28 protein-coding genes and 3 pseudogenes are annotated in these 23,818 nt (G+C 69.4%); 18 read left to right on the forward strand and 13 right to left on the reverse strand.

Annotated features, from left to right (window positions below; all coding sequences use genetic code 11):
- Positions 1-460: 460 nt before the first annotated feature.
- From xerC to ACIBQ8_RS50425, 4 genes and pseudogenes are all read right to left on the reverse strand, one after another.
- A pseudogene (gene xerC, locus ACIBQ8_RS50410) lies at positions 461-859 on the reverse strand (tyrosine recombinase XerC); the annotation flags it as partial.
- A gap of 21 nt (positions 860-880) precedes the next feature.
- Positions 881-1,606 (reverse strand): tyrosine-type recombinase/integrase, encoded by a 726-nt coding sequence (locus ACIBQ8_RS50415; RefSeq protein WP_397195825.1) that lies wholly within the window; start codon positions 1,604-1,606, stop codon positions 881-883.
- The gene (locus ACIBQ8_RS50420; protein WP_397171659.1) at positions 1,603-1,761 is read right to left on the reverse strand and encodes a helix-turn-helix domain-containing protein; all 159 of its coding nucleotides are present in this window, start codon (positions 1,759-1,761) and stop codon (positions 1,603-1,605) included. Before ACIBQ8_RS50420 ends, ACIBQ8_RS50415 begins: the two co-directional genes overlap by 4 nt.
- 36 nt (positions 1,762-1,797) lie before the next feature.
- Complete coding sequence (locus ACIBQ8_RS50425; protein ID WP_397171661.1) at positions 1,798-2,190, reverse strand: replication initiator; 393 nt, start codon at positions 2,188-2,190, stop codon at positions 1,798-1,800.
- Between ACIBQ8_RS50425 and ACIBQ8_RS50430 the strand changes: the two genes are divergently transcribed.
- Positions 2,131-2,622, forward strand: coding sequence for an ATP-binding domain-containing protein (locus ACIBQ8_RS50430; RefSeq protein WP_397195826.1), 492 nt, complete (start codon positions 2,131-2,133; stop codon positions 2,620-2,622). The two genes, ACIBQ8_RS50425 and ACIBQ8_RS50430, sit on opposite strands and share 60 nt — an antisense overlap.
- A gap of 182 nt (positions 2,623-2,804) precedes the next feature.
- Positions 2,805-3,524: pseudogene (locus ACIBQ8_RS50435) on the forward strand (ISL3 family transposase); the annotation flags it as partial.
- 578 nt (positions 3,525-4,102) lie between these two features.
- Here the strand turns inward: ACIBQ8_RS50435 and ACIBQ8_RS50440 are convergent.
- Positions 4,103-4,540, reverse strand: a complete 438-nt coding sequence (locus tag ACIBQ8_RS50440; RefSeq protein ID WP_397195827.1) for a PPOX class F420-dependent oxidoreductase — start codon at positions 4,538-4,540, stop codon at positions 4,103-4,105.
- A 394-nt stretch (positions 4,541-4,934) separates the two neighbouring features.
- On the opposite strand from ACIBQ8_RS50440, the gene ACIBQ8_RS50445 reads away from it, so the two are divergent.
- Positions 4,935-5,117 carry a hypothetical protein gene (locus ACIBQ8_RS50445; RefSeq protein WP_397171596.1) on the forward strand — a complete coding sequence of 61 codons (183 nt, stop codon included), beginning with the start codon at positions 4,935-4,937 and terminating at the stop codon, positions 5,115-5,117.
- 30 nt (positions 5,118-5,147) lie between these two features.
- Here the strand turns inward: ACIBQ8_RS50445 and ACIBQ8_RS50450 are convergent, their stop codons facing one another.
- On the reverse strand, positions 5,148-5,309 hold the full coding sequence (locus ACIBQ8_RS50450) for a hypothetical protein (protein ID WP_352327431.1): 162 nt from the start codon (positions 5,307-5,309) through the stop codon (positions 5,148-5,150).
- A 538-nt stretch (positions 5,310-5,847) separates the two neighbouring features.
- A pseudogene (locus tag ACIBQ8_RS50455) lies at positions 5,848-5,920 on the reverse strand (transposase); the annotation flags it as partial.
- Between the two features lie 11 nt (positions 5,921-5,931).
- Between ACIBQ8_RS50455 and ACIBQ8_RS50460 the strand changes: the two are divergent.
- The 5 genes from ACIBQ8_RS50460 (at position 5,932) to ACIBQ8_RS50480 (ending at position 9,120) form a co-directional block, all read left to right on the forward strand.
- Positions 5,932-6,165 carry a hypothetical protein gene (locus ACIBQ8_RS50460; protein ID WP_364421380.1) on the forward strand — a complete coding sequence of 78 codons (234 nt, stop codon included), beginning with the start codon at positions 5,932-5,934 and terminating at the stop codon, positions 6,163-6,165.
- Between the two features lie 453 nt (positions 6,166-6,618).
- Complete coding sequence (locus ACIBQ8_RS50465) at positions 6,619-7,146, forward strand: hypothetical protein (protein ID WP_397195828.1); 528 nt, start codon at positions 6,619-6,621, stop codon at positions 7,144-7,146.
- A gap of 100 nt (positions 7,147-7,246) precedes the next feature.
- The gene (locus ACIBQ8_RS50470) at positions 7,247-7,396 is read left to right on the forward strand and encodes a hypothetical protein (RefSeq protein WP_364421384.1); all 150 of its coding nucleotides are present in this window, start codon (positions 7,247-7,249) and stop codon (positions 7,394-7,396) included.
- A gap of 12 nt (positions 7,397-7,408) precedes the next feature.
- A complete protein-coding gene (locus ACIBQ8_RS50475) occupies positions 7,409-7,960 on the forward strand; it encodes an RNA polymerase sigma factor (RefSeq protein WP_397195829.1) in 552 nt (183 codons plus the stop codon).
- Positions 7,957-9,120, forward strand: a complete 1,164-nt coding sequence (locus tag ACIBQ8_RS50480) for a CU044_5270 family protein (protein WP_364421388.1) — start codon at positions 7,957-7,959, stop codon at positions 9,118-9,120. The genes ACIBQ8_RS50475 and ACIBQ8_RS50480 overlap by 4 nt, the downstream gene beginning before the upstream one ends.
- Before the next feature lie 627 nt (positions 9,121-9,747).
- On the opposite strand, the gene ACIBQ8_RS50485 is transcribed toward ACIBQ8_RS50480, so the two are convergent.
- On the reverse strand, positions 9,748-10,098 hold the full coding sequence (locus ACIBQ8_RS50485) for a hypothetical protein (protein WP_364421390.1): 351 nt from the start codon (positions 10,096-10,098) through the stop codon (positions 9,748-9,750).
- A 59-nt stretch (positions 10,099-10,157) separates the two neighbouring features.
- On the opposite strand from ACIBQ8_RS50485, the gene ACIBQ8_RS50490 reads away from it, so the two are divergent.
- Positions 10,158-11,441, forward strand: a complete 1,284-nt coding sequence (locus ACIBQ8_RS50490; protein ID WP_397195830.1) for a protein kinase — start codon at positions 10,158-10,160, stop codon at positions 11,439-11,441.
- Positions 11,442-11,528: 87 nt separating this feature from the next.
- On the opposite strand, the gene ACIBQ8_RS50495 is transcribed toward ACIBQ8_RS50490, so the two are convergent.
- On the reverse strand, positions 11,529-11,960 hold the full coding sequence (locus ACIBQ8_RS50495; RefSeq protein WP_397195831.1) for a tyrosine-type recombinase/integrase: 432 nt from the start codon (positions 11,958-11,960) through the stop codon (positions 11,529-11,531).
- A 112-nt stretch (positions 11,961-12,072) separates the two neighbouring features.
- Between ACIBQ8_RS50495 and uppS the strand changes: the two genes are divergently transcribed.
- Positions 12,073-12,855, forward strand: coding sequence for a polyprenyl diphosphate synthase (gene uppS, locus ACIBQ8_RS50500; RefSeq protein ID WP_397195832.1), 783 nt, complete (start codon positions 12,073-12,075; stop codon positions 12,853-12,855).
- A 176-nt stretch (positions 12,856-13,031) separates the two neighbouring features.
- Here the strand turns inward: uppS and ACIBQ8_RS50505 are convergent, their stop codons facing one another.
- Entirely contained in the window at positions 13,032-13,409 is a 378-nt protein-coding gene (locus ACIBQ8_RS50505; RefSeq protein ID WP_397171609.1) for a hypothetical protein, read from the reverse strand.
- Positions 13,410-13,472: 63 nt separating this feature from the next.
- Here ACIBQ8_RS50505 and ACIBQ8_RS50510 point away from each other — a divergent pair, with 63 nt between their 5' ends.
- On the forward strand, positions 13,473-13,631 hold the full coding sequence (locus ACIBQ8_RS50510) for a hypothetical protein (protein ID WP_397171611.1): 159 nt from the start codon (positions 13,473-13,475) through the stop codon (positions 13,629-13,631).
- Positions 13,632-13,913: 282 nt separating this feature from the next.
- Here the strand turns inward: ACIBQ8_RS50510 and ACIBQ8_RS50515 are convergent, their stop codons facing one another.
- Positions 13,914-14,087 carry a hypothetical protein gene (locus tag ACIBQ8_RS50515; RefSeq protein WP_364421259.1) on the reverse strand — a complete coding sequence of 58 codons (174 nt, stop codon included), beginning with the start codon at positions 14,085-14,087 and terminating at the stop codon, positions 13,914-13,916.
- A 673-nt stretch (positions 14,088-14,760) separates the two neighbouring features.
- On the opposite strand from ACIBQ8_RS50515, the gene ACIBQ8_RS50520 reads away from it, so the two are divergent.
- Complete coding sequence (locus ACIBQ8_RS50520; protein ID WP_397195833.1) at positions 14,761-15,312, forward strand: hypothetical protein; 552 nt, start codon at positions 14,761-14,763, stop codon at positions 15,310-15,312.
- Positions 15,237-16,130 (forward strand): hypothetical protein, encoded by an 894-nt coding sequence (locus tag ACIBQ8_RS50525; RefSeq protein WP_397195834.1) that lies wholly within the window; start codon positions 15,237-15,239, stop codon positions 16,128-16,130. Before ACIBQ8_RS50520 ends, ACIBQ8_RS50525 begins: the two co-directional genes overlap by 76 nt.
- Before the next feature lie 236 nt (positions 16,131-16,366).
- Here ACIBQ8_RS50525 and ACIBQ8_RS50530 read toward each other — a convergent pair whose 3' ends face one another.
- Together ACIBQ8_RS50530 and ACIBQ8_RS50535 are read right to left on the reverse strand one after the other, a co-directional pair.
- A complete protein-coding gene (locus ACIBQ8_RS50530) occupies positions 16,367-16,909 on the reverse strand; it encodes a hypothetical protein (RefSeq protein ID WP_397195835.1) in 543 nt (180 codons plus the stop codon).
- 120 nt (positions 16,910-17,029) lie between these two features.
- A complete protein-coding gene (locus tag ACIBQ8_RS50535) occupies positions 17,030-18,040 on the reverse strand; it encodes a LacI family DNA-binding transcriptional regulator (protein ID WP_352329267.1) in 1,011 nt (336 codons plus the stop codon).
- Positions 18,041-18,163: 123 nt separating this feature from the next.
- On the opposite strand from ACIBQ8_RS50535, the gene ACIBQ8_RS50540 reads away from it, so the two are divergent.
- The 5 genes from ACIBQ8_RS50540 to ACIBQ8_RS50560 all read left to right on the forward strand — a co-directional run bounded on the left by ACIBQ8_RS50540 (position 18,164) and on the right by ACIBQ8_RS50560 (position 23,807).
- Complete coding sequence (locus ACIBQ8_RS50540; protein WP_352329269.1) at positions 18,164-19,525, forward strand: extracellular solute-binding protein; 1,362 nt, start codon at positions 18,164-18,166, stop codon at positions 19,523-19,525.
- Entirely contained in the window at positions 19,525-20,388 is an 864-nt protein-coding gene (locus ACIBQ8_RS50545) for a carbohydrate ABC transporter permease (RefSeq protein WP_397195836.1), read from the forward strand. Before ACIBQ8_RS50540 ends, ACIBQ8_RS50545 begins: the two co-directional genes overlap by 1 nt.
- A complete protein-coding gene (locus ACIBQ8_RS50550; protein WP_352329273.1) occupies positions 20,388-21,230 on the forward strand; it encodes a carbohydrate ABC transporter permease in 843 nt (280 codons plus the stop codon). Before ACIBQ8_RS50545 ends, ACIBQ8_RS50550 begins: the two co-directional genes overlap by 1 nt.
- 30 nt (positions 21,231-21,260) lie before the next feature.
- A complete protein-coding gene (locus tag ACIBQ8_RS50555; RefSeq protein ID WP_397195837.1) occupies positions 21,261-23,282 on the forward strand; it encodes a glycoside hydrolase family 2 protein in 2,022 nt (673 codons plus the stop codon).
- Positions 23,283-23,513: 231 nt separating this feature from the next.
- Positions 23,514-23,807, forward strand: coding sequence for a hypothetical protein (locus ACIBQ8_RS50560; protein WP_397171621.1), 294 nt, complete (start codon positions 23,514-23,516; stop codon positions 23,805-23,807).
- Positions 23,808-23,818 lie beyond the last annotated feature (11 nt).

A 23,818-nucleotide genomic window follows, 5' to 3' on the forward strand; every position in this document is an offset into this window, starting at 1 on the left:
ATCCGCTGCCTGAAGCGCTACATAGCTCGCGAACTCTACCGAATCATCACAGCAAACGATCAAGAACATCCCGCTTGACATCCATAGGAGCATCCCGGGGTGGGGCCGCGGCCTTCTAGGTCAGGAGCGGTGCCATCTGCCATCGCTGGCTCTACATGAGCATGTGGTCAGCATCTGTGTTTGCGGGTGTTGGGTCATTGCCGCCACAGCATCAGAGGATGAAGGCTGGGACCAGTTTGGGACCACACGCCATGTCGTTCGCGGGACAACATACAGGTCGGCGAATGTGGAGCTCAGTGCAGGAGTGCGCTTGACGTGCGGGAACACCCACTCCCACGTTCTGGGGGTCAAGGGGTCGCAGGTTCAAATCCTGTCGTCCCGACCAGGTTTTAGCTGGTCGGCAAGGGTGTCACTCAAAAGGGTGGCACCCTTTCGCATTGGTGAGTGACTAACTGAGTGACTATCGGGCGAAGATCTCATCCATCGCCGCAGCTCCTTGCAGGAGTACGGGGCGGATCTGCTTGCGGTAGACCGCTTCGGTGACCGCCGTCCCGCTGTGGCCGACGAGCCGGGCGATCTCCTCCAGGGGGACGCCCGAGTCGGAAAGCAGTGAGACGAAGCTGTGCCGCATCTCCCGGGGCGTCCAGTAGTAGGCGGGCATCCCGGCGTCCTTGACGATCTTCCGGAACGCTCTGCGTACGTTGTGGGCGTCGAGGGGCGTGCCGACGAGCGAGGCGAAGACGAGCCCGTGATCCTGCCACTTGTCGCCCGCCGCTTTCCTGTTTTTTCGCTGCTGTTCGCGGTGCGCTTTCAGCGCTTCCACACAGCGCTTGGGCAGCGCCAGGGAGCGACGTGAGCGCTTGGTCTTGGTGTCGCCTCCTTAACGTACGGAACGCCATACGGCGATCCACGGCGGGATGTCCTTGTCCGGATCGCCGACGAGATCGACCTCGTTCCAGGTGAGCGCCCGCAGTTCCTCTGTGCGGGCACCGATCAGCAGCGAGAGGACGACGTAGGCGTACAGGCGGGTGCCCTCTGCCGCGTCGAGCAGAGCGGTGGCCTGGTCGAGGGTGAGGGACTTGGACGGGCGGCCTTCCCTGCCCTCGGGGATCTCACACAGGCCCACCACGTTGCGCTTGACCTTGTCGCGGGCCTGGGCGAACTTGACCACGCGGTTCAGACACGAGTGCAGCAACCGCACTGTGCGCACGGCCAGGACTTTGGCCTTGCCGACGAGCCACCGGTCCACGTCCTGGGCGCTCAGCTCACGCAGCTTCCGGGCACCCAGGTCAGGGAGGATGTGCTTGGCGCACAGGAACCGGTAGTTGGCGACAGTGCTCTGGCTGCGACCATGCAGGCCATAGGCGAGCCAGCTCGTCACGGCATCGGCCACCGTGTAGTTCGCCGGGCCGCTGGCCAGCCCGTCGTCATGGTCGCGGATGATCTCTTTGAGCTTGGCCTTGGCTTCGGTCTTGGTCTTGCCGCTGGCCTTCTTGACGATGCGCTTGCCCGCCGGGGTGTAGCCGACCGTCACCGAGGCGATCCAGCGTTGCCGGTTCTCGTCCCAGTGCAGGCCGCCGTCCCCTCGGCTGCGTCGTTCGGTCATGGAGCCTCCTGTTCGAGTAGGGAGATGTAGTCCTCGATGGCTGAGGCGGGGATGAGCCTGGCCCGTCCCTGAGTGACGGAGCGGAGCCGGCCGGAGCGGATGAGTTCGTAGATCACGCTGCGGCTGAGGCTGAGCAGGTGCATGGCGTCGGTGATGCGGTAGAGCCGCCGGTCGTGGGCGGGGAGGGGGGGTCATTCATCCGCCCGCTCTGCCGCGATCTTGCGGGCGGTCTCGACTCGCTGGCGGATGTGCTCGGCCATGATCGCCTCGCCTTGGGTGTAGCCGCTTCCGGCGAAGCGCCAGTGCGCCATGACGAGTGTGGTCGCCTGGTCGAGGGTGGGTAGGTCGTGGCGCTCGCGGGCTTCGGCGGCGCGGTGCAGGGCGCGAGCGCCGCGCAGGTCGCCCAAGGTGATGGAGTAGAGACGGCTCTTGCTGGAGAAGTGGCCCCGGAAGCCCAGCATGTGTGCCCACGGCCGGAGCCATAGCCTGGCGAACTCGGGGCGTCGTTCGCCTCGCCGAGCACGGTGGAGAAGGCCGCGGCGACCCTGCTGCTCGATCTGGTCACCCGCGCGAAGTTCGGCCAACCCGCCGTATTCGCCGAGGAGGCCTACAAACTGCTCGGGATCTCCGACCCAGCAGCACGCGATCGATTGCATCCCCAGCTGGTAGCCGTGCTCAATATCCTGGTGTCGACGGAGGTCAAACCCGTTGACGCGGCCTGGGACGCCCTGGTCATCGCTGTAGGCACAGAGTCTGGACGCGAGTTCCGACGGAAGCACCACAGGTACACTGAGCCGCTCGGCTGGCTGCGCACCTTCCTGCTGCGAGACATCCCCGACCCGATTCCCGGCCTGACTGTCCACCAGGCGAAAGGACGCGAGTGGGATGCTGTCGGCGTATGTCTGACCGAGCCACAGCAAGCTGCCCTACGTAAGGGCCTCGACCCGCTCAACAGCAACCACCGCATCATCTATGTAGCACTGACCCGAGCCACCTCGACCGTCGTCTCGGTCTGACATCCTCGGGGTACCGCCACATGGGCGGCGTCATGGGCCGAGATCCTTGCGCATGTACCGCTTCATATCTCATCGCTTGATGGGACTGTCTAGATAACGGCTCTGTCGTAGATTCGGTGGTAACGGACAGTGTCATCAGGTCACGCTGAGTTGTGATCGACGTCAACGAGTTGGTGCAGGCGGTGTTCTCAGGGCTATCGCCGCTGGTAGTGGAGGACATAGCGGACCAGGGTGAGCAGATTCGGGTACGGGCGCGAACCCCGAACGACTCTTCTGCCGCCTGCCCGACCTGTGGAGCCGGGCCAACTCGCGTGCATGGCTATCACGAGCGCACTCTGGCAGATGTCGCGGTGGACACACGTCGCGTGCTGGTGATGGTGCGGATCCGCCGCATGGTCTGCCCGACCCGCGGCTGCCGCCAGACCTTCCGGGAGCAGCTGCCCGGCGTGCTGGAGCGCTACCAACGCCGCACGCCCCGCCTGGCCTCACAGATCGGAGCGGTGGTCCGCGAACTGGCCGGACGTGCCGGCGTGCGCCTCTTGTCCGCGATGGCCGTGCACCTATCCCGGTATACCGCCCTGCGGATCCTGTTACGCCTGCCCCTGCCACCGCCGCGCGTACCCCGGGTGCTGGGAGTGGACGACTTCGCCCTGCGTCGGCGCCACCGCTACGCCACCGTGCTGATCGACGCCGAGACCCGAGAGCGCATCGACGTTCTACCCGGCCGCACCGCCGATGTGCTGGAGGCGTGGCTGCGCACCCATCCCGGAGTGCAGATCGTGTGCTGAGACGGCTCGGGCGCCTGCGCCGAAGCGATCCGCCGCGCCCTGCCTGACGCCGTCCAGGTGAGTGATCGCTGGCATCTATGGCACAACCTCGGTGAGGCCGTCACCAAGGAAGTCGCCACATAGTCCTCCTGCCGTTCGGGCAGGCCGCCCGGTGAGGCCTTCTCGTCCACGGTCCAGGATGGCCGGATCAAGCGGAGGCGCCGATGGCCCGGTGGCGATCGGGCGGGCGAAGTGATGGAGGTGCAAAGCCATGCGGTTCCGCAAGGTGAGTTACGCGGGGGCGAGCGCCGTCATGTGCGCCGGCCTGGGCCTGGGAGAAGCGGCGGTGGGTGCGATGATCATGCCCATCAGCAGCCGCAGCCCATGTGCATCGCGCTGCCGCTGCAAGGGCGTGTGGTCGATGTGGCCCTGGTCGACATGGGCCGGGCATGATGGGCCCCAGGCCCTATCCCGGCCCTCACGGTCCCGGACCGTACTTGACTGCTGGTCCGGGCAGTACGATGCCCGGTACTCAAGGCCCGCACGGTCCGTGGCCGCGCGGCATGCGGATGACGCTCACCACGGCCACCCCGTCAAGCGTTCCAGCCGGCAAGGTTTCGCTGCGGTGTCCAATGCGGGGGCCGTCGCCCACGAAGGCGTCGTGCTGCCGCTTCCGGCCGGGCAGACGCCGGTCGTCGTCTTTTCGATCGTGGTCAGACGTCGCGGGAGTTGTAGCCCTGGAGGTGTGAGCCGCTCCCGAAGGACGGATTGGTGATCGGCTCGAGATTCCAGGCGACGATGCGGTGCGGTCGGATGCGCAGGGTCTCGTGGTCGAAGGCCGGGTGGAGCGGTGGGTCCAGGAAGACGATCTCGGCGTGACCACGCAGTTCGATGCCGCGGCCGGTCTGGCCGAGGGCGTTGGGCGTCGGTGACTGGTCGTCAATGACGAGGGAAACCCGGGGGTCGGCCACGACGTTCTTGTATTTGCGGCTCTTGCTCAGCTCCGGGCCGCCGATCTGGACGGTCTCGGTTGCGGGGTCGAACCAGATCGCGACCGGCTGAGAGTGGGGAGACCCGTCGGGGCCGAGGGTGGCCAGGCGGCCGAGTTCCTGCTCCGACAGGTATGCGTGCTCTGAGTCAGTGAAAATCATGGCAGCAGTCTGCGACCTCAACCGTGCTTAAGGTCAAGCGATCCGACCGAGCACACCGCGGGTTCAACCGCCTTGCGGGACTCAGGGTTCAGGTTGTCTTCCAGACCTGCGGGGCAAAGAGCCCGCGAGCAGGCGGAGCGGTTCGGACAGGTGCCGGGCCAGCCGCCGCAGCTCGTCCGCGTGCCGGGAGCGAGCCAGGGGAGTGAGGGTGTTGCTGCCGTCCTCGGCATCGTGGGGCAGCACGGAGTGCCGTGCTGGTACGGTGTCCAGCCGCCCAGCTGCAGGAGTCCGGCGGCGCCGGTGATGCTGGGATGATTTCCAACGAAGTAGCCTCTTACCTGGATTGATACGGACCCCCCATGGCTAGGGTCTCGATTCGCTCACGGTGTTGACCATGAGCGACGACAAGCCGGAGCTCGGGTACGGCGCGGGACAGGGACGCCGAGGTCATCCGGACGATGCTGAAGCATCCGCGCAGGAGCTCGCCCGGTACTCCGACGACCTGCGCAAGGCCGGGTACCGCGTCGAGCCTGACGCTGACGATGATCAGGCGCGGCTGGCGCGGGAGTCCTCCTGATCGCGTCCGCTCCAGCGCGTGGGGTGGAGGTCAGCGGGGACGGCGGCGCTGGGCGGGGTCGGCTTCGGCGGTGATGCGCGCGGAGATCTCCTCGCCCAGGCGCACGTAGCGGCCGAGGCTGGCCAGGTGCTGGTGGCGGCTCTTGGCCTGCAACTCCAGAGCGGTCCGTCCGGCCTGCGCGAGATGCTGCAACGCGCTGTCATGCCGCCCGCAGGCGCCGCACAGCCTGCCGGATCGCCGTCGGAAGAAACCCCGCACCGACGCTGACCGCGGCCGCCGCGACGGCCAGCAGGGTTGACCGCCAGGGCCAGGCCGACCCGGTGAGCGTCAGGTGGGCGGAGGGGTACTCCGAGAACTTCGCCGTGACCCAGGCCGTGGAGCGGTCGCTGTGGCGGGCGAGGTCATGCGGGACCGGACCAAAGCCGAACTCACCGGCATGACGTCCCCCGCCGGGCAGTTCGACGGCCAGCTTGTTGCGATGCGCCCAGGTGTCGCAGCGACGTGTTGACGGCCGACACATCCGCGACGCCCGGCACCACGAAGCGGTCCACTCCGTGGGAGCTGGAACCTGTCGGCTGGGCGATCAGGACGAGGCCGTGACGAGTGGTGACTGTGCCACGGCTGCCGAGGACCACCGTACGTGCGCTGAAGGACACCCCGCCGTACGCTTCGAAGGCGTTGACGATCTCGCGTAACTCGTAACCGCCCTCGTGGCCGCTGAGGGATGGGTGCGCGGCCTTCCACGCCGTGAGCACCGGCTCGATCAACGCCCACTGCGCGTCGGATAAGTCGCTCGGGTAGGGAAAACCTCACCATGCCCGTCCCCCAAGATCCCCCTCCCGGTGGCTGCGGCCGCCAGGTCGCGCTGACCAACGGCGGCTTCGAGTCGCCCCATCTGTCCGTACGGAACAACGTCTCGTTCCTGGGCGACGCCTCACAACCCGGCGGCGTGCCCGGCTGGCGCACCACGGCGAGCGATCACCAGATCGAGATCTGGCCGGCCGAGTACGGCGTGCCGGCCGACGAAGGCAGCCAGTTCGCCCGGTGACGGCCCGCCTGCGCGGCTTCTGTGCGCCGACCGAGTAGAGCACGACGCGACCGACAGGTAGGCGGAGTCCACACCCACAAGCAGCGCGGCGACGGCTGCGGCCAGCGACACCGCCAGCGAGGGCAGCGGCCACCCGCGCCGGGTCGCGACCGCCAGTGTGGCAAGGGCGGACAGCGCGATCGCCGGTAGCAGGCCAGCCCTCAGATGGGCCGCGGCGGGGAAGGCGGCGGCCAGCAGCGCGGCCGCCACGTCCAGGGCCCCCCAGTGGCCATGGCGCAGCCTGTGCACCACCAGGGTCCCGTTCACCAGCCGAAGTATCCGCGCCGGTCACCGGCCGGTAAGCAACATCGTCCGCGAGGAGGAGGAGCGGTTTTCGGGTAGCGTCCTGGGCTGAGGCGAGCTTCTTTCCGCGGCGCGATGCCGTACGCCTGCCCGGACGGCAGCGTGGAGAGCATGAAACGAACAACTCTCGTGATCGGCGTCGTCGCGCTCCTGGCGGTGGCCGCCACCCCGGCAGTCGTGGCCTCGGCCCCGGTGCGGTTCGAGCCGCCGTCTCCCACCGGCCCGCACAAGATCGGCACGGTCGCGCTGCACCTGGTCGGCAAGTCCAGGACCGACCCGTGGGGGGCAGGGAACAAGCGGGAACTGATGATCAGCATCTGGTATCCGGCGCGCAAGACGGCGGGATACCCGGTCGCGCCGTGGATGCCCAACGCGGCTGCCGACCGCTATCTGCACACGCTCGGCGTGCCGCCGGGCAAGCTGGTGCCGGGCGCGACGGACGGTCATCTGGGTGCCCCTGCCGACCGGCGGCTCGGGAAGCTGCCGGTGCTGCTGTACTCGCCGGGCGCCAACGCCTCGCGCTCCTACGGCACCGGGGTGGCCGAGGAGCTGGCCAACCGCGGCTACGTGGTGGTGACCATGGACCATACCTACGACGCGGCGGTCGTGGAGTTCCCCGGCGGCCGAGTGCGAAACTGATCAGACCTACGGCCCGCGGGAGGACTGCCCCCGCCCGGTGATCGGGCAGATATCACCGCGCGGGCGCGTGCCTGTCGGCCAGGCGTGTGGCCTCGTCCACGTGCCCGAGCGTGCCGCCTTCGGAGATGACCCGGGCGCGACGGAACTCCAGGTCGAGGTTTTTGATGTCGAGGCTGAGGGCCGGCCTGAAATTCTGCCGTCGGCCGCGGACACGTATGAAGTGAAAGCCCGCAGTGTTCGAAAGGCCTGACGAGGATGACGCGTGAGTGAACAAGACGATCGGTCCCGGTTTGAGGCGGTGTACCGGCGTACCTATGAGCAGATCCTCGGATATGCCGTGCGGAGGTGTTCCTCTCCGGAGGACGCCGCCGACGTCGTGGCCGAGACCTATGTGATCGCCTGGAGGCGGATGACCGAGCTCCCCGACGGCGAGGCCGGCAAGCTCTGGCTGTACGGCGTGGCCCGGCGAGTCCTGGCCAACCACCGCCGGAGCGAGCGGCGCAGGCTCACCCGGCACGCCGAGCTCACCGACGAGATCGAACACCTCTATGCCGCCCCCTCGCGCCACAGTGAGCAGCACGGCGTGGATGAAGCCATGACCATGCTCGCCGACAGCGACCGTGAATTACTGGCCCTGGCTCTTTGGGAGGGGCTCGATCCCGGTGAGATCGCCACAGTGCTGGGCTGTTCCCGCAATGCCGCGCGGATCCGCCTGCACCGGGCTCGCAAGCGCTTCGTCAAGGCCCTGGAGAAGACCCGCCCATCGGCCGCCGGTTTCGCGTCACGGCCGCTCATCGAGAAGGAGTCAGGGTGAACAACGACCAGATCTTCAAGGACCGGGCGCGGGTGCTGGATGAGGACCTGGCCGGCCGGGCGTCCACCGCAGGGGCGGACGCGCTGCTGGCAGAGATCGTCTCGCTGGAGCGCGTTCCGGCCCGGCGGCAGCTGTTGCTCTCTCCAGGCCGCGCTCTGCTCGGCCTAGCCGCGGCCGCTGTCGCGGTAGCGGTCATCGCCCCTGCGATGCTGTCTGACGGCACGATCTCTGTCGCGCCTCAGCCCAGTACGTCGGTGTCCGCGACGGCCGAACCGACCGCCCGGCAAATCCTGCTCGCTGCTGCCGTCGCCGTGGAGAAGGGCCCTGCGAGCGGCGACTACTGGCGCACCGCGACCGTCAACCAGTGGATGTTGACCGACCCCACCCGCAGCTATGTGCTCGAGGGCAGCCGGTCCCTTGAGACGTGGCTGGCGAAGCGGCCGGATCTGCAGTACTGGCGCATTCGGCAGGATCTCGGCGTCAAGCCCGCGACCCCGCAGGACGAGGCGGCCTGGCGGGCCGCGGGGGCGCCCACCAGCTGGCGATACCCCAAGAACATGAAGACGGAGAACCTGTTCTCCGTCCCGTCCAGGCCGCTGGAGGCGGCGGCAGGTGAGCGAACCGCCGAACGGCTCTACGGCAAGTGGAAGGGCTCGGCCGGTGACTTGGCAGGGGAGGACATGACCTGGAAGGAGGTGCGCGCGATCCCGGGCGAGCCGGAGACGCTCCGGAACTACCTGGAAGAGCGCATCGGCCGGCTGGAGCTGGCCGGGTCCGGGATGGACGTGGAGGAGGCGAAGGCGTACATCCTGCTGCGGGACTGCGTGAACATCATCAGTGGCCTGCCGGCCTCGCCCGAGGTTCGGGCATCCGCGTACCGGATCCTCGCTTCCCTGCCCGGCATACGGGCCGAGGGGAGGACGACGGACCCGCTGGGCAGACGCGGGCAGACGCTCAGCTATCAGGAGGAAATAGAGCCGGGCCTGTTCGCCCGGGTTCAACTCGTGATCGATCCCAGCACCGGCCTGCTTCTCGCCGAGGTGAGGACGAACACGACAAAGCTCGCGAACGGACGGCAGGCGGAGCTGCGTCTCTCCACCTCGTACCAGGCGATCGGCTGGACCGACGAACGCCCAGAACTGCCCACGCATCGGAACTGAGCCGTTCACCATCCGCGATCGTCCGTCGCCCACGGTTGCTAAGGCCGGCGGCCGGCCGGCTCCCGGCGAGGATGTGACCATGGTGGCTCGCGTACGACGCGGACCACCACGGCCTCCTGCGGGATCGCGGGACAGGTGCCACTCAGGGGGTCAGCCCCAGACCGCCCGTCCCCGGGCGCGCAGCTCGGCGGTGATGCGCGGACTGCCGTAGGTGCCGTCGAACGCGGCGCGCTCCACGCCCCATCGCTAAGAAGACCTACAAGGCGGCCCAGCCGTCCATCAGGGGCGGCGTCCACCCTGGGGCGTTCTGCGCCCCCGGCGGGGCGCTCGGCCGGACGAACGCGGGCACGTTGAGGAGGTGCAGTTCGAAGGGCGGTGACCAGGCGCGCTGGCGGCGCGCGTAGCGATCAGAGGACCACGAAGAAGCCGCCCGCCGCCCCCAGATGGGAGATGAGGCGCCGCCGGTCGTGCGGGCGGAGCTTCGCGATCACGTACGCGCGCTCCAGCGGCGGGAGCCCGCCGCGGCCGCCGCCTGGCGACCGGTCGCGCGCCGCCCGCGGGTGACCTTGGACAGGATCCTTGGGCGAGGTCGCTCGGCGCTGTTGCGAACGCCGTGACCTTGTGAGGTCAGTGGGCAGGCGGCGCGGGCAACGGCGCGTTCGGGCACTGGACGGCGACGGAGGTCAGCTCCTGCTTCTCCCGCTCGTCGACCGGCTCGGCCGCAACCTCCTGGAAGGGCGCATCGTCCTGAACGACCTGTTCCAGCGCGACATCGCGGTCAAGGTGCTGGAGGGCATCGCGGCCGGCGAGCACACCGAGCGCTCCCTGATCCTCGACCTGGCCCTGGCCCTGTCGGAGGACCGGCGCCGCGATCCTCGCCCGCCGCCAGCGCGGTGAATCCATCTGCACCATCGCCGTCGGCGTCAACGTCCCGTCGGCGTCGTCCACAAGACCCTCGCCGACGCCAAGAATTGCCATATTCCGGTGGCCCCTCTTCTGGAATCATCGACACCGACCGGCGATGATCTCGACGAGGAATGAGTCACCATGACCGCCCCCTACGCGACGGCGACCCGGCTCACATCGGCTCCTACCGGCTGCACGCAAGGCTCGGTGGGGGCGGGATGGGAGAGGTGTTCCTGGGCCGCTCCCCGGGCGGGCGCCTGGTCGCCGTCAAAGTGGTGCGCCCGGAGCTGGCCGGCAACAGCGAATTCCGGCGCCGCTTCACTTCCGAGGTGGACGCCGCCCGCAAGGTCGGCGGGTTCTACACCGCCCAGGTCGTGGGCGCCGACACCGACGCCGTCCGGCCGTGGCTGGCCACCGCCTACATCCCGGGCCCCTCCCTGCACCAAGCCGTCGACGAGCACGGTCCGCTCCCTTTGGAGTCGGCCGCGGTGCTCGGCGCCGGGCTGGCCGAAGGGCTCGCCGCCGTGCACGCGTGCGGGATGGTGCACCGCGACCTCAAACCCGGCAACGTCATCCTCGCCGAGGACGGGCCTCGCCTGATCGACTTCGGCATCGCCCGCGCCCTGGACGCCACCAGCCACACCCAGACCTCCACCGTGCTGGGCACCGCCGCGTCCATGTCCCCAGAACAGGCCATGGGCCGGGAGGGCGGGCCGCCCTCGGACGTGTTCTCGCTCGGCTGCGTGCTCGCCTTCACCGTGACCGGCCGCAGCCCCTTCGGGAGGGGGCCCGTCCACGCGGTCGTCTTCCGCGTGGTGCACGCCGACCCGGATCTTCAAGGAGTGCCGGCCCCCCTGGCCGCTGTGGTGGCGGCCTGCCTGGCCAAGGACCCCGCCGCCCGGCCCAGCCTGGAGCAGGTGCTGACCCGGCTCACCGCGCTCGCTTCGCCCGACCAGGGGCGGTGGCTGCCTGAGGCGCTCACCCAGGTCATCGCCGACCGACGGACCCTGGCGCTGACGGCTGTTCACGACCGGGCCACCGCGACCGACGGTGGCGGCCCCCGAACGATGTTCGCTACCCCCACCATGTGCACGTTCCAGACGTTCAACACCGGGAACTACCTGACGGCGGTCGGCGGTGGAGGCCAGACAGGAGACGTGATCCAAACCGACGCCGCCGTGGCGCGCTCGTGGGAGCGGTTCACGCTCGTCGACGCGGGCGATGGCGTGAATTTCGGGATCAAGACGGTGACCGGTCATTTCCTCACGGCGGTCGGCGGTGGGGGCCGGACCACCGATGTCATCCACAGTGACGCGCCCCTGGTGCAGTCGTGGGAGAAGTTCCGCGTACGGGCATGGTCCGGCGGCTCGTTTACCGGGACCGAATTGGCGGGCCGCTCCATCTCATCGCGCTGACCTGCGGTTCGGGTCCAGCCGAGATACGGCCAGAACCGGCCATGAGTCGATTTTGACGCCTGTTTCCGCAGGTAGGCGTAAGTACGGTTAGCGGTCAACCGTGATCAGTTTGAGAGCGTCTTCCTTTTCCTTGTCGGAGGGCAAGCCATAGCGGTGGGTGGTCTCCAGGCGGGCGTGGTCGAGGATCTCGGCGACCAGGACGAGGTCGGTCTTGCCACGGATCAGGGTGGTGGCGAGCGTGTGGCGCAGGATGTGCGCAGTGGTGGGATCGTCCAGCCCGGCCGTCTGGGCGATCGCGGCGATGATGCCGCCAGCGGCGCGGGCGGTCAGCCGTCCGCCCTTGGCGTTGAGGAACAGGGTCCGGTTGTCGTCGGCACGGGGCCAGTTGGGGCGCTCGTCGAGCCAGAGATGCAGTTCAGTGCGGAGCTTGGGGTGGATGTCGACGCCGATGCGAGTGACACCGGTGACAACATCGTCCTGGCCCTCACCGACGAGCTTGCCCGCCTGGAAAGGCGGCATCGGGAAGAGATCTCGGAGCTACGAGCGGCCCTCGAGCAAGCCCATGGCGAGAACCTTGAACTGCGGCGTGAACTCGCCCGCCGCGGTGGCAGCTGCTACTAGGGTGCTGCTTGTGCTCTATGCCCTCTATGCCCGTCACCTGCGCTCCCGGCTGCTGAAGGGCCCACTCCCCGCCCACGTCGCCCTGGTGATGGACGGCAACAGGCGATGGGCCAAGGAGATGGGTCTGGCCAACCCGAGCCAAGGACACCGCCACGGCGTCGAGCACATCGAGACCGTCATCGGCTGGTGCGCCGACCTCGACATCAGACACGTCACCATCTACGTCGCGTCCGTCGACAACGTTCGCAAGCGCGAGTCGGCGCAGGTCGCCTTCTACATGGGACTGATCGAGGAGATCATCGCGGTACGGCTGGTCGACTCGGCCCCCCGCTGGCGGCTCCACGTGGCGGGACGGCTCGACGAACTGCCCGACCCCACGGCCCACGCGCTCAAGCTCGCCGTCGACCGTACCCGCGACAGGGAAGGCTTTCACCTGACGCTCGCCATCGGGTACGACGGGCGGCAGGAGGTGGTCGACGCGCTCAGGTCCGTGCTGACCGACAGGGCGGACGCGGGCGTGCCAATCGACGAGCTCGCCCGAACGATCACCGCGGACGACATCGCCGCCCACCTCTACACGGCCGGGCGGCCCGACCCGGACCTCATCATCAGGACAAGCGGGGAGCAGCGGCTATCAGGGTTCCTGATCTGGCAGTCGGCCACCGCCCGGCTCCACTTCTGCGAGGCGTACTGGCCCGGGTTCCGCCACATCGACTTCCTGCGCGCCCTCCGCTCCTACGCCGCCCGCCGCCCCAGGCGCGACCCTCGGACAGCTGAGAAGATCAGGCCATGAGCTGGTTTATCTCCCGTCTCTCCCAGAGTCTCCACGCGCATGCCCAGAACCTCGGCGAGGTCGTGCGATCCTCCGACGTCAAGCACATCAGCGCCGTTGAGGAGGAATTCACTGTGCAGTTGGACGACGGGACCACTTACCGCATCCACGTTGCGGAGGTTCCCCCGGAGTGAGGGTCACACTGCTGCTCGGCGGGCGGCGCGGAGTTCGTCGCGCTCCTCCACGGTGGCCGGTACGACGTGGCCGGCCCAGATGCACCACTCGATGAGCGCCAGGTCGTCGTAGTCGTAGACGACCTGCCACCCGGCGCGGCCGAGCGTGCGGGCCTTGTACCGGCGGGCCCACTGCCGGATGGTGCACGGCTCCGCCCGCGAGCGCGCTGAGCACGACAGCCGCCAGCCCCGTGCCTGGGCCGAGACCGCAGAGAGCCACGCCGAGACCGCCCGGCAGCAGGAGGCCGAGGCGCACCTGGCCCTGGCCGCCGCCCGGAGGTGAGGCCGCCACCGCGGCGCGCCTGCAGCACCTGCTGCGCCACGGCCGGCGCCAGCACGCACGCCGCCACGCTCGCCAGGCCACAGCCGTCGGCTGGACATGCGAAGGTGACGACTCTGGCGGTCATGTCGGGGGTTTGGCCGCAGCCGCACCCGCCGCACATCACCAGCCCGGCCAGGACCAGGTCGGCGCGCCAGCCGTACTCCACTGCCGCCTGCTCGCGGCCGGGAAGCGTGGCGATCATCTCCGTGGCCTGCTCGGTGGTCAGGTCGCCGGCGGCGTAGGCGGCATGTACGAGGGCCACCTTGTTCCCATCGTCGGTGTTCCGGGTGTGGGTCTGCCCGGTGTCTGCTGGCGGGAGTGGCGGCGCTGGGGTGTTGGGATGGGGCGGTACGACGGTGAGGCGGCGCGGGGGAGACGCGTCCGCTGCTGGTGGTCGGCCATGGTGACTCCCGGGGGACGTAGCTGCGATCCAGCGTAGGCAGAGGCATCTGGTCGCGTCATCCCACGGTCCCCGACGGTCACGGACCGCGACCACTCGGCGGTGGCAGCGCGGGGGCCGGCGTCTAGGGCAGCGGGCCGTTCTTGTCCAGGAAGTCGGCCAGCGCGGAGTTGTCCAGGATGGCGGCGGTGACGAGGTCCCGGATGGCGGCGAGGCTCGCTTGGGTGCCGTCGCAGAGCTCGGCTATAGCGGTTATAGCGACATGGCCGCCTGCTAGACACTCAGGCTCTGAGTACATGCTGAGGGGGCGGAACATCAGGTGGGATCACTATCACGCGGCTTCCCTTGTGAGATCGGAACGTACGGACGCAGGGCGTGATGCCGAGAGTCGCCGTTACGGTCTCCGGAGCCTGGCCCACCGTGGCCCAGCGAGGCCGCGCCTGACCTCGATGCTCTCGCCGTCGTGGCGGCAGACTGCACCCGGCTGGCCGGCGTCGTGGCCGCCTCATCCGACAGCGCCTCGCCGAGCGCGCCCGGCCAGCGGCGTCCGCTCCGGATCAGTGGCTGATGATGTTGTGGTCGCCCGTGACCGCGGTGTGAATGGTGTGGGCGGTGACGGAACGTGCGCCGTGGGCCGTGATCGGAGCTGAGGCGGATGGGTCCGGCTGCGGGGGCTTGCTCCGTGACCTCCGGGACTTCCAGGTCCTGTGCTTCGGGGGAGGCGGCATCGGAGCGGACGTGGCCCGCACCGCGTGGTTGCCGTCGCCCACCACGACGTTCCCTTGGGCGCTGCCGCCGATGTGTACGGTGTAGTGGTCGGCTGGTGTGGGCCCCATCCAGAACTTCTCCTTCGAAGGTCACGGTGGATACGCGGGTCCAGATCAGCCGCCTCGGCCTGGACCAGACGTTACAGCGAACTCTCGACCGCCGCGCATGAGGACCACAGGGCGAGCACCTGCGGACCGCGACAAATGGGTGAGGTGCGGCTCGTGCTTGGTAGCGTGCTGGCCATGCCTCCCGCCAAGCGCGCCGCCGAGGTCTGGGCCGAGCTGAACGATCGCCAGCGCGCGTACATGCGGGCCATCTATCACAAGGACCAGGAAGCCGAGCAGTTCTGGAAGGGCGCCCGGGCGCGGGGGAAGACGGCGCCGCCGGCGTCGCAGTGGCGGTGGCTGGACTACGGTCCAGTCGGTGGCGGCTCAGCGGATCACGGAGCGGTGCAACGTGCGCTGGAAGGACGCGGCATCCGCGACGCGGGCACCGGCTCGACGTTGAAGGCCCTGGAGGAACGTGGCCTGATCAAGACCCGCGCCCGGGCCATGCTGCAGGGCTACCGGCTGGAGGTCCAGCTGACCAGGGATGGCAGAGCCGCCTGCCGGGCGGCGGGGTCGACGCCGACCGGCCGAGAAACCCGCGCAAGGGCCAGCTGTCCGAGGCGCTGTGGTCAATGCTGGCCGAGGTGCGCTGCGCCGGTGACGAAGGGCTGCAGCGGGACCATCTGGGGGCGGCCTGGCGGTGGCTGACTGAGCGGGAGCCTGAACCGTTCCTGGTCGAGGAGCAGGTCACGGGCTTGTCTGGTTCGCGCCGGCTGCGGCTCACCGATGCGGGCCGGTCGCACTATGCCGAGCACTGGGAGGCGTACGCGCGTCTCTATTCGCAGGTGAACGCGCCCAGGCCGGACGGAGAAGCGTTCTGGCCGGCCGAGGTTGACCGCGCGCTGGAGGATATGCGGGCGGAGTGCGGGCGGCTACGGCAGCGGCTGCAGGAGACGCGTGATGAAGCGGCCCGGCTCACCGAGGCCGCCGCACACGTCGTCGACGTCCCCGACGGGCGCGGAGCGGTGGCACGGCTGGCCAGGGACAGGAACAAGGCCGCGGCCGCCTACGATGCCGCGCTGGCCCGCGCCGCCGCCCGTTACCGGACCACGCTCCAGGAGCAGGCCGTCGAGCTGAGCGCGCTCTATCGGCAGGCGTGCATCCGGTACGGGCTGGCCGCCACCGCGGTGGTGCACGCCGTCACCGGCGGCGGCGACCCGGTCAAGGCGCTGGAGGTAGATGCCGGCACCGTGGCGGGCTGGCCCTGGACGCCCGATCCGCCCAGAACGGGCCTGCCCGAGGTCGACGCGAGCCTGGAACGCGCGCACCAGGTGGCGACCTTGCCGGCGGCACCATCCAAGACAGCGATGTCGCGGGCCGCCGCGCGCCGCCCCAGGCTGGGGATGCCTGAACCCCAGCCTGCGGTGGAGCCGGAGGCGTCCCGTCTGTCTACCTTCGCGTGGAAGCTGGAGAACCTGGTCGCTGACGGCAAGCTGACGCGGCTGCTGATGCGCAGCACTCACTAGGAGCGCTGGCGGTCACCTGGTCAACTCGCCCAGCAGCTCCTGGTCAACGAGAAGCGGTGCGAAAGATCACGGACGTAGGCATTCAGCTCGGCAGGGGATGCATTCGCTCACCAATCGCCCAGCCGGACCAGATGCCGCCGCGCCCTTCCACCTTCTCCGGATGCCCGGCCGCATCACGCCATTCCTCCCAGTCCCTGGCATGGGCCGGTTCCGTGGAACCAGAGCTGATCGGGAACTCAGGGGTTATCTCTTAGCTCGACCGCACGCGGGACCAACCAACACATGAGGCATCGCCGAGGCCGTGTCACATCACAGCTGGTGCCGCGAGGCTCGTGCGTCTCCACCAGCGCGGGCGGCGGCGCTCTGGTCCATCGCCGCAAGCTCGTGGGGCGCAAGGTCGCGGGAGCGGATCGTTGCCGCATGTGGCGTCGTGCCGTCGTCGACGAGAACGAGAACGCCAGATGGCTCACCCCGGCGTGGAACACCCTGCCGAACAGCCCCAGTACCGTCAGCACCGCGCCCCACCTGGCCAGCGCCGGATGCGCGACCCCGATCAACCGGGCCAGTGCGGTCACCGCCGGCCACAGCAGCACGGCCCCCGCCGCGAACAGGCTGTAGGACGTCACCATGCGCCCCGGGTCGGCGGCGTAGGCGGCGAGCTGGCCGGGGAAGAAGTCGACCTCGCCCGCCCGTACGAGAACGCCGGCGAGGAGCAGCGCGGGGCCGAGCACCAGCCCGGCGCCTTCGGCCCAGCGGCCGGGGATCGTGTTGATCGTCATGCCCGCAAGTCAACCGGCGGGCGCCCGCGAGCACAGGAGCGCTGCCGCGACAACCAGCACTAGCCCTGGCACTACCCCGCGGCGCGAGAACCCGGACCTCCCCCGGCACCACCCCCGCTCCTACCCCGCCGTGCTCTCCCTGACGATCAGGTGGTGCGGGACGACGATCTCGGCGGGGGCCCCGGCCGTGCCGGCGATGGTCTCGATGAGCGTGTCGACCGCCGTACGGGCGATCACGCCCTTGTCGGGGGCGACCGTGGTGAGGCTCGGCGTGCTGTACTGGCCCTCCTCGATGTCGTCGACGCCGATCACCGCGACGTCGTCGGGCACCTTCCGCCCGGCCCTGGTCAGCGCCCTGATCGCGCCCAGGGCGAGCAGGTCGTTGTAGCAGAACACGGCGTCGGGCGGCTCGGGCAGGGCGAGCAGGCGTTCCATGGCCTCGGCGCCGCGGCGGCGGTGGAAGTGGGGGGTCGAGACGATCAGCCGTTCGTCGACCTCCAGGCCCATGCGGGCGTGCGCCTGGCGGAACCCGGCGGTGCGGAGCTGCGCGGTCTCGCCGGTCGCGTACGGCTGGTCGCCGATGGCCGCGACCCTGCGGCGGCCGAGGCTCAGCAGGTGGGCGGTGGCGTCGCGGGCGGCCGCCACGTTGTCCATCGCGACGTGCGGGAAGCTGCCGTTGAAGATGTGCTCGCCGAGTAACACGATCGGGGTCTTGTTGCCGCGTGCGCGCAGCTCGTCGGCGGAGATCGTGAGCGGGCTGAGCAGCAGGCCGTCGAACATGGTGGCGCGCGACTCGCGGCCGAGCAGCTCGCGCTCCCGCTCGCCGTCGCCGTCGGTCTGGTCGATCATCACGACGTAGCCGTGGGCGCGGGCCGCGGTGATCACCTCGCGGGCCAGCTCCGCGAAGTACGGCACGTCCAGCTCGGGCACGACCAGGGCGATCATCCCGGTACGCCCCTGCTTGAGGTTGCGGGCGATGAGGTTGGGCCGGTAGTCCAGCTCGTCCAGCGCGGCCTGTACGCGGGTCCGCAGCTCGTCGGAGACCGGCGCGTATCCGTTCACCACGTTGGACACCGTGCGGATCGACACGTTCGCTCGTTTGGCGACGTCGCGCAGCGTAGGACCGGCCATGCGTCTCCTATACCTCCAACCGAGGGTGACTGGGAAGATCCCGAACCCAGTATTGCATCGTTGCAGAGAAGTATGCATGATGTCTGCATCGTTGCAGAGCCTTCAAAGGCCGAGGAGTTATCGATGTCCACACCCCCGATCGACCGTCGCGGTTTCCTCAAGGGAGCACTCGGCGTCGGCGCGCTCGCCGCCACCGGCGCGCTCGCCGCCTGCGCGCCCGGCGGCCAGAGCACCGGGCCCAGCAAGCTGGCCAGACCCACCGCGTCGGCGTCGACGGCGGCCAAGGGCGAGATCACGATCTGGAACCGGTCGGGGGACCTGTTCAAGGTTTTCGACGCCGCCATCGGCAAGTTCCGGCAGGCGTACCCCGGCGTCAAGGTCAACCACCTGGCCGTCGACATCGACGCCAAACTGGCCAACACCCTGATCAGCGGCACGGACGTGCCCGACGGCAGCTTCTGGGACGACGCCAAGATCGGCGGTCAGGCCGAGCACCTCTTCGACCTGACCGACCTGATCGCGCCGTACCGGGAGCAGACGTCGGCGTACAAGCTGTCGGTGAACACCGTCGAGGGCAAGATCTACGGCGTGCCGTGGGATCTCGACCCCGGGCTGCTCTGGTACCGCGCGGACATCCTGGAGGACGCCGGCGTCGACCCCGCGAGCCTGGCCACGTACGACGACCTGCTGACCGCCTCCCGCACGATCCGCGAGAAGGACCCGAAGACCCGGCCGATCCACCTGGACAAGAGCCCGTTCCTCGGCCAGCTCTGGCTGGAGATGCTGGCCAACCAGCAGGGCACGAGCCTCACCGACGCGCAGGGCAAGCTCCGGCTGGACTCGGCCGAGTACCGGCGGATCTTCACCTGGATCCAGACGGCGGTCAAGGACGGGCTGGTCACGCACGCGCCGTACCTGGAGGCGGCCGACGTCAACACGCTCGACAGCGGGCAGCAGGTGTTCGTGCCGTGGGCGATCTGGTGGTCGTTCGCGCCGCAGCAGCTGCTCAAGGCCACCAAGGGCAAGTGGCGGGCCGCGCCGCTGCCGGCCTGGACGCCGGGCGGCGCGCGCAGCGGCGCGATGGGCGGCAGCAGCTTCGTGATCCCGGCCAAGGCCAGGAACCCCGAGCTCGCCTGGCTGCTGTACGAGTTCCTGTGCTTCAAGGAGCCCGGCTACACCGCCGTGTACGGCCCCAACGACGTCTACCCGGGCGGCCTGTCCACCTCGATCCCCAGCTACACCCCGGCCCAGGCCAAGCCGCTGTTCAAGCCCATCGACGCGCTCGGCGGCCAGGACCTGTGGAAGGTCGCCGTGGACGCCGCCGCGACCATCCCGGCCGCCGCGCCGATCCCCGTCTGGTGGGCCCAGTCGGTCGACTACCTCGGCGACAACCTGCAGCGCCTGATCGAGGGCAAGATGTCGCCCGACGACGTGATCGCCGACTCGGCCAAGAAGATCCAGCGCAACCTGATCGACCGGTCCTGATGAGACGTGTCCGGCTCACCCCGTACGTGTTCGTCGCGCCGTTCTTCGTGGTCTTCGCCGCGTTCGGGGTCTATCCGCTGCTGTTCGCGTTGCAGCTCAGCTTCACCCGCTGGCGCGGCGCGGGCGAGGCCCACTGGGTCGGCCTCGGCAACTACGTCTACCTGCTGACCAGCCCCGACTTCTGGGCCTCGCTCGGCAACAGCGCGATCATGTGGCTGCTCATCGTGCCGATCCAGATCGTGGCCGGGCTCGCGGGGGCGGTCTTGCTGGCCAACGCCAAGCTGCGGCTGCGCGGGCTGTTCAGGGTGGCGTTCATCGCGCCGTTCGTGACGCCGCTCGTCGCGATGGCCCAGGTGTGGATCGTGGTGTTCGACCAGGACTACGGGCTGGTCAACTACGTGCTCAACCTCGTGGGACTGCCCGACGTGGCCTGGCTGACCTCGACCGCGTGGTCGAAGCCGACGCTCGCGCTGCTGTTCCTGTGGAAGACGACCGGGTTCGCGATCATCATCCTGCTCGCCGGGCTCCAGGCCGTTCCCGGCGGCGTGTACGAGGCCGCCGCGCTCGACGGCGCGTCCCGCATGCGCCAGTTCTGGTCGATCACCGTGCCGCTGGTGCGCAGGAGCATGGCCTTCCTGGTGGTCGTGCAGACGCTGGCCGTCTTCCAGATGTTCGCCGAGCCGTACGTCGTCACCGAGGGCGGCCCGTACGGCTCGACCACCACGGCCGGCCTCTACCTGTACGAGCACATCACCGCGTCGGACCTCGGCACCGGCTCGGCGAACTCGTTCCTGCTCGTGCTGCTGGTCTTCGGGCTGTCCCTGGCCGCGACCAGGATGCTGCGGCCGAAAGACGAGGTGTGATGAACCAGACCAGACCGGGCATCGCGCAGTACGCGGTGCTCACCCTGCTCGCCCTCGCGTTCCTGTACCCGATCTGGTGGGCGGTCAGCTCGTCGCTGAAGCCCGCCGCTGAGATCATCACCAGCCCGCTGTCGGTGGGCGAGCTGACCCTCGACAACTACCGGGCCATGTTCGCCGACGTGCCGATCGGCACCGGCTTCGCCAACACGGCGCTGGTGCTGGTGGTCAAGGGCGCGATGACGATGTTCTTCTGCCCGCTCGCCGGCTACGCCTTCGCCAAGTACGACTTCCCCGGCAAGAACCTGCTGTTCGGCGTGGTCATGCTGACCCTGATGCTGCCGACGCTGGTGCTCGTCATCCCGCTGCTGCTGGAGATGAGCACGCTGGGCTGGGTGAACACGTACCAGGCGCTGATCCTGCCCGGCAGCGTCGACGCGTTCAGCATCTTCTGGATGCGGCAGACGATCGCCGCGATCCCCGACGAGCTGATCGACGCCGGGCGGGTGGACGGCGCGGGCGAGTTCGGCATCTTCGCCAAGGTCGTGCTGCCGGTGATCAGGCCGGGGCTGGCCGCGCTGGCCGTGCTGACCACCATGAACGTCTACAACGACTTCGTCTGGCCGGTCGTCGCCGTCAACGACACCTCGCACCAGACCCTCCAGGTCGTGCTGTCCACGCTGGCCCAGAACGTCACCGGGAACAGGGTGGGCGCCGACTTCGCCACCGTCTGGGGCGAGCTGCTGGCCGCGGGCAGCATCGCCCTGCTGCCGCTGCTGGTGATCTTCGTCCTGCTGCAGCGGCACTTCATCAACGGGATCCTCGCCGGCAGCGTCAAAGGCTGACCTGGCCCCTCTTTGTCTGAAAGGAACACCATGACGCCCCGTGCGGAATACCCCAGGCCCCACTTCGACCGGTCGCACAGCTGGTCGAGCCTCAACGGCGACTGGGACTTCCGGGCCGACACCGAGCCGGACTGGGACCGGACCATCACCGTGCCGTTCGCCTGGGAGACCGCCGCGTCCGGCATCGAGGCGCACTGGCTGCCGCTCGCCTGGTACCGCCGCCGGTTCACCGTCCCAGCCGAGTGGACGGGCCGGGTCGTGCTGCACTTCGGGGCCGTGCACCACGAGGCCACGGTGTGGGTCAACGACGTCGAGGTGGCCCGGCACCGGGGCGGTTACACGCCGTTCGAGGCCGACGTGACCGACGCGCTGGGCGACGGCGAGCAGGAGGTCGTGGTCCGGGTGTCGGCGCCGCTGGACAAGCGGGAGCTCGCCCACGGCAAGCAGCGCAGCATCCCGCGCGACGACTTCGACGGCGTGTGCTTCACCCCGTCGTCGGGCATCTGGCAGAGCGTGTGGCTGGAGTGCCGGCCCGCGACCCATCTGACCGCGCTGAAGCTGCGGCCCTCGTACGAGCTGGACGCCGTCGAGGTGGCGGCCAGGACGTCGGGTACGGGCACCCTGCGGCTGACCGTACGCGAGACCGGCCAGACCGTGGAGACCCAGGTCACGGACGGGACCGCCACGGCCAGGCTGCCGATCGCGAGCCCGCGCCTCTGGTCGCCCGAGGACCCGTACCTCTACCACGTGGACGCCGAGCTGGTCTCCGAGGACGGCGTCGACCGCGTGACCGGGTACACCGGCCTGCGGCGCATCGAGGCGGTCGGCGAGGACCTGTATCTCAACGGCCGCCGCCTGTTCGTGCGCGGCGTGCTCGACCAGGGCTACTGGCCGCGTACCGGGATCACCGCGCCGTCGGACGCGGCCCTGCGGCGCGACATCGAACTCGCCGCCGAGGCGGGCTACAACCTGGTGCGCAAGCACCTCAAGCTGGAGGACCCGCGCTTCGTCCACCACGCCGACACGATGGGCATGCTGGTGTGGGCCGAGCCGGCCGCGACCGGGCGGTTCTCGGCCGAGTCGGTGGCCGCGTTCGAGGAGCAGATCGCGCCCATGACCGAGCGTGACGGCAACTCCCCCGCCGTCGTGATCTGGGGCCTGTACAACGAGGAGTGGGGCCTGGACTGGGACATCCCGGGCGACCCGGCCAAGCAGGAGGCGGTGGCCAGGGCGTACGACCTGCTCAAGGCCCTCGACCCGACCAGGCCCGCCGTGGACGACTCCGGTTGGGCGCACGTGAAGACCGACCTGCTCGACTGGCACTACTACGACGAGTCCGCCGCCTCCTGGGGGAAGACCGTCGCCGCGCTGCTCGACGGCGCGCAGGACGACTTCCCGGTCAAGCTCGGCCCCGACTTCGTCGTGCGGAAGAAGCTCGCCGGCGTACCGTCCCAGCCGCTGCGCGGCCTGCCCAACCTCAACAGCGAGTACGGCGGCGGCTTCACCTGCGTCGAACGCGCCTGGCACCTGCGCTGGCAGACCCAGGAGCTGCGCCGCCACGACCGTCTGGCCGGTTACGTCTACACCGAGCTGTACGACGTCGAGCACGAGTCCGCCGGCCTGCTGGACTTCGAGCGCCGCGCCAAGGACCTGGCCGGCGTGGAGCCGGCCCACGTGAACGCGACGACCACGCTGGTGCTCGACGTCGTCCCGGTGGCGCCAGGACGCGACCTGCTGAGCGCGTCGGGCGAGGTCGCGGTGCCCGTACGGGTCTCGCACCACGGCGGCGAGCCGGTCGGCGGCCATCTGCACACCGCCTGGACCCCGGTCTTCGGCCCCGCCCCCGCCGATCCCGGGGCGGCCGGCCCGTGGGCCGAGGCGAAGCCGTTCCTGCTCGGCTCCCCCGCCGAGGTACGCGCCGCGCTGCCGGACGGCTGGACCAGCGGCCGCCTGCACGTCGCCCTGGTCAGCGAGGGAGCGGTCGTGGCCCGCTCCGCCGTGGACGTGGACACGCACACGGACCCGGTCATCGGCGACGATCCCAAGGCGTGAAGTTTCACACGTTCCCGCACTTCAGAAGGGGTGAGGGCGGCCCTCGCATTGACGGGCGGTAACGCGGCGACCGAGCATGACGCCGCGTTCCCCCTCGCGGAAAGGGCACCCCCATGCACACCTCGAGGCGGCGCTGACCGCCCTGGCCGCGGTGGTGGCCGGAGCGGCTGTCGCCGTCGCGCTGACCACCAGCCCGGCGGGCGCGGCGACCGGCACAGGGACCGGGGAATCATGGTGGGCAAGCTGGCCAGCTCGCCGATCCCGGTCAAGGTGGCCTACTCCCACCCGGTGCCGACCTTCTCCGGTCACGGAGCCTGTGACGCGGACGAATGGATCAACGCGATCGTCAACGGGCCCAACGGCGACGGCGACTTCCACAAGGGTGACCCGGCCACGCCGTTCTGCATCAGCAACAGTACGTTCTGCCTGAGCCGGGAGTCCTTCCATCCCAGGGCGGCCGGCACGACGGGGTACGCCACCGCGGTGCAGAACGTGCTGAGCGCCATCGGCTACAAGGGCTCATAGAGGTAACGGCA

It is taken from the genome of Nonomuraea sp. NPDC049646, assembly GCF_044465525.1.
Taxonomy (GTDB): domain Bacteria; phylum Actinomycetota; class Actinomycetes; order Streptosporangiales; family Streptosporangiaceae; genus Nonomuraea.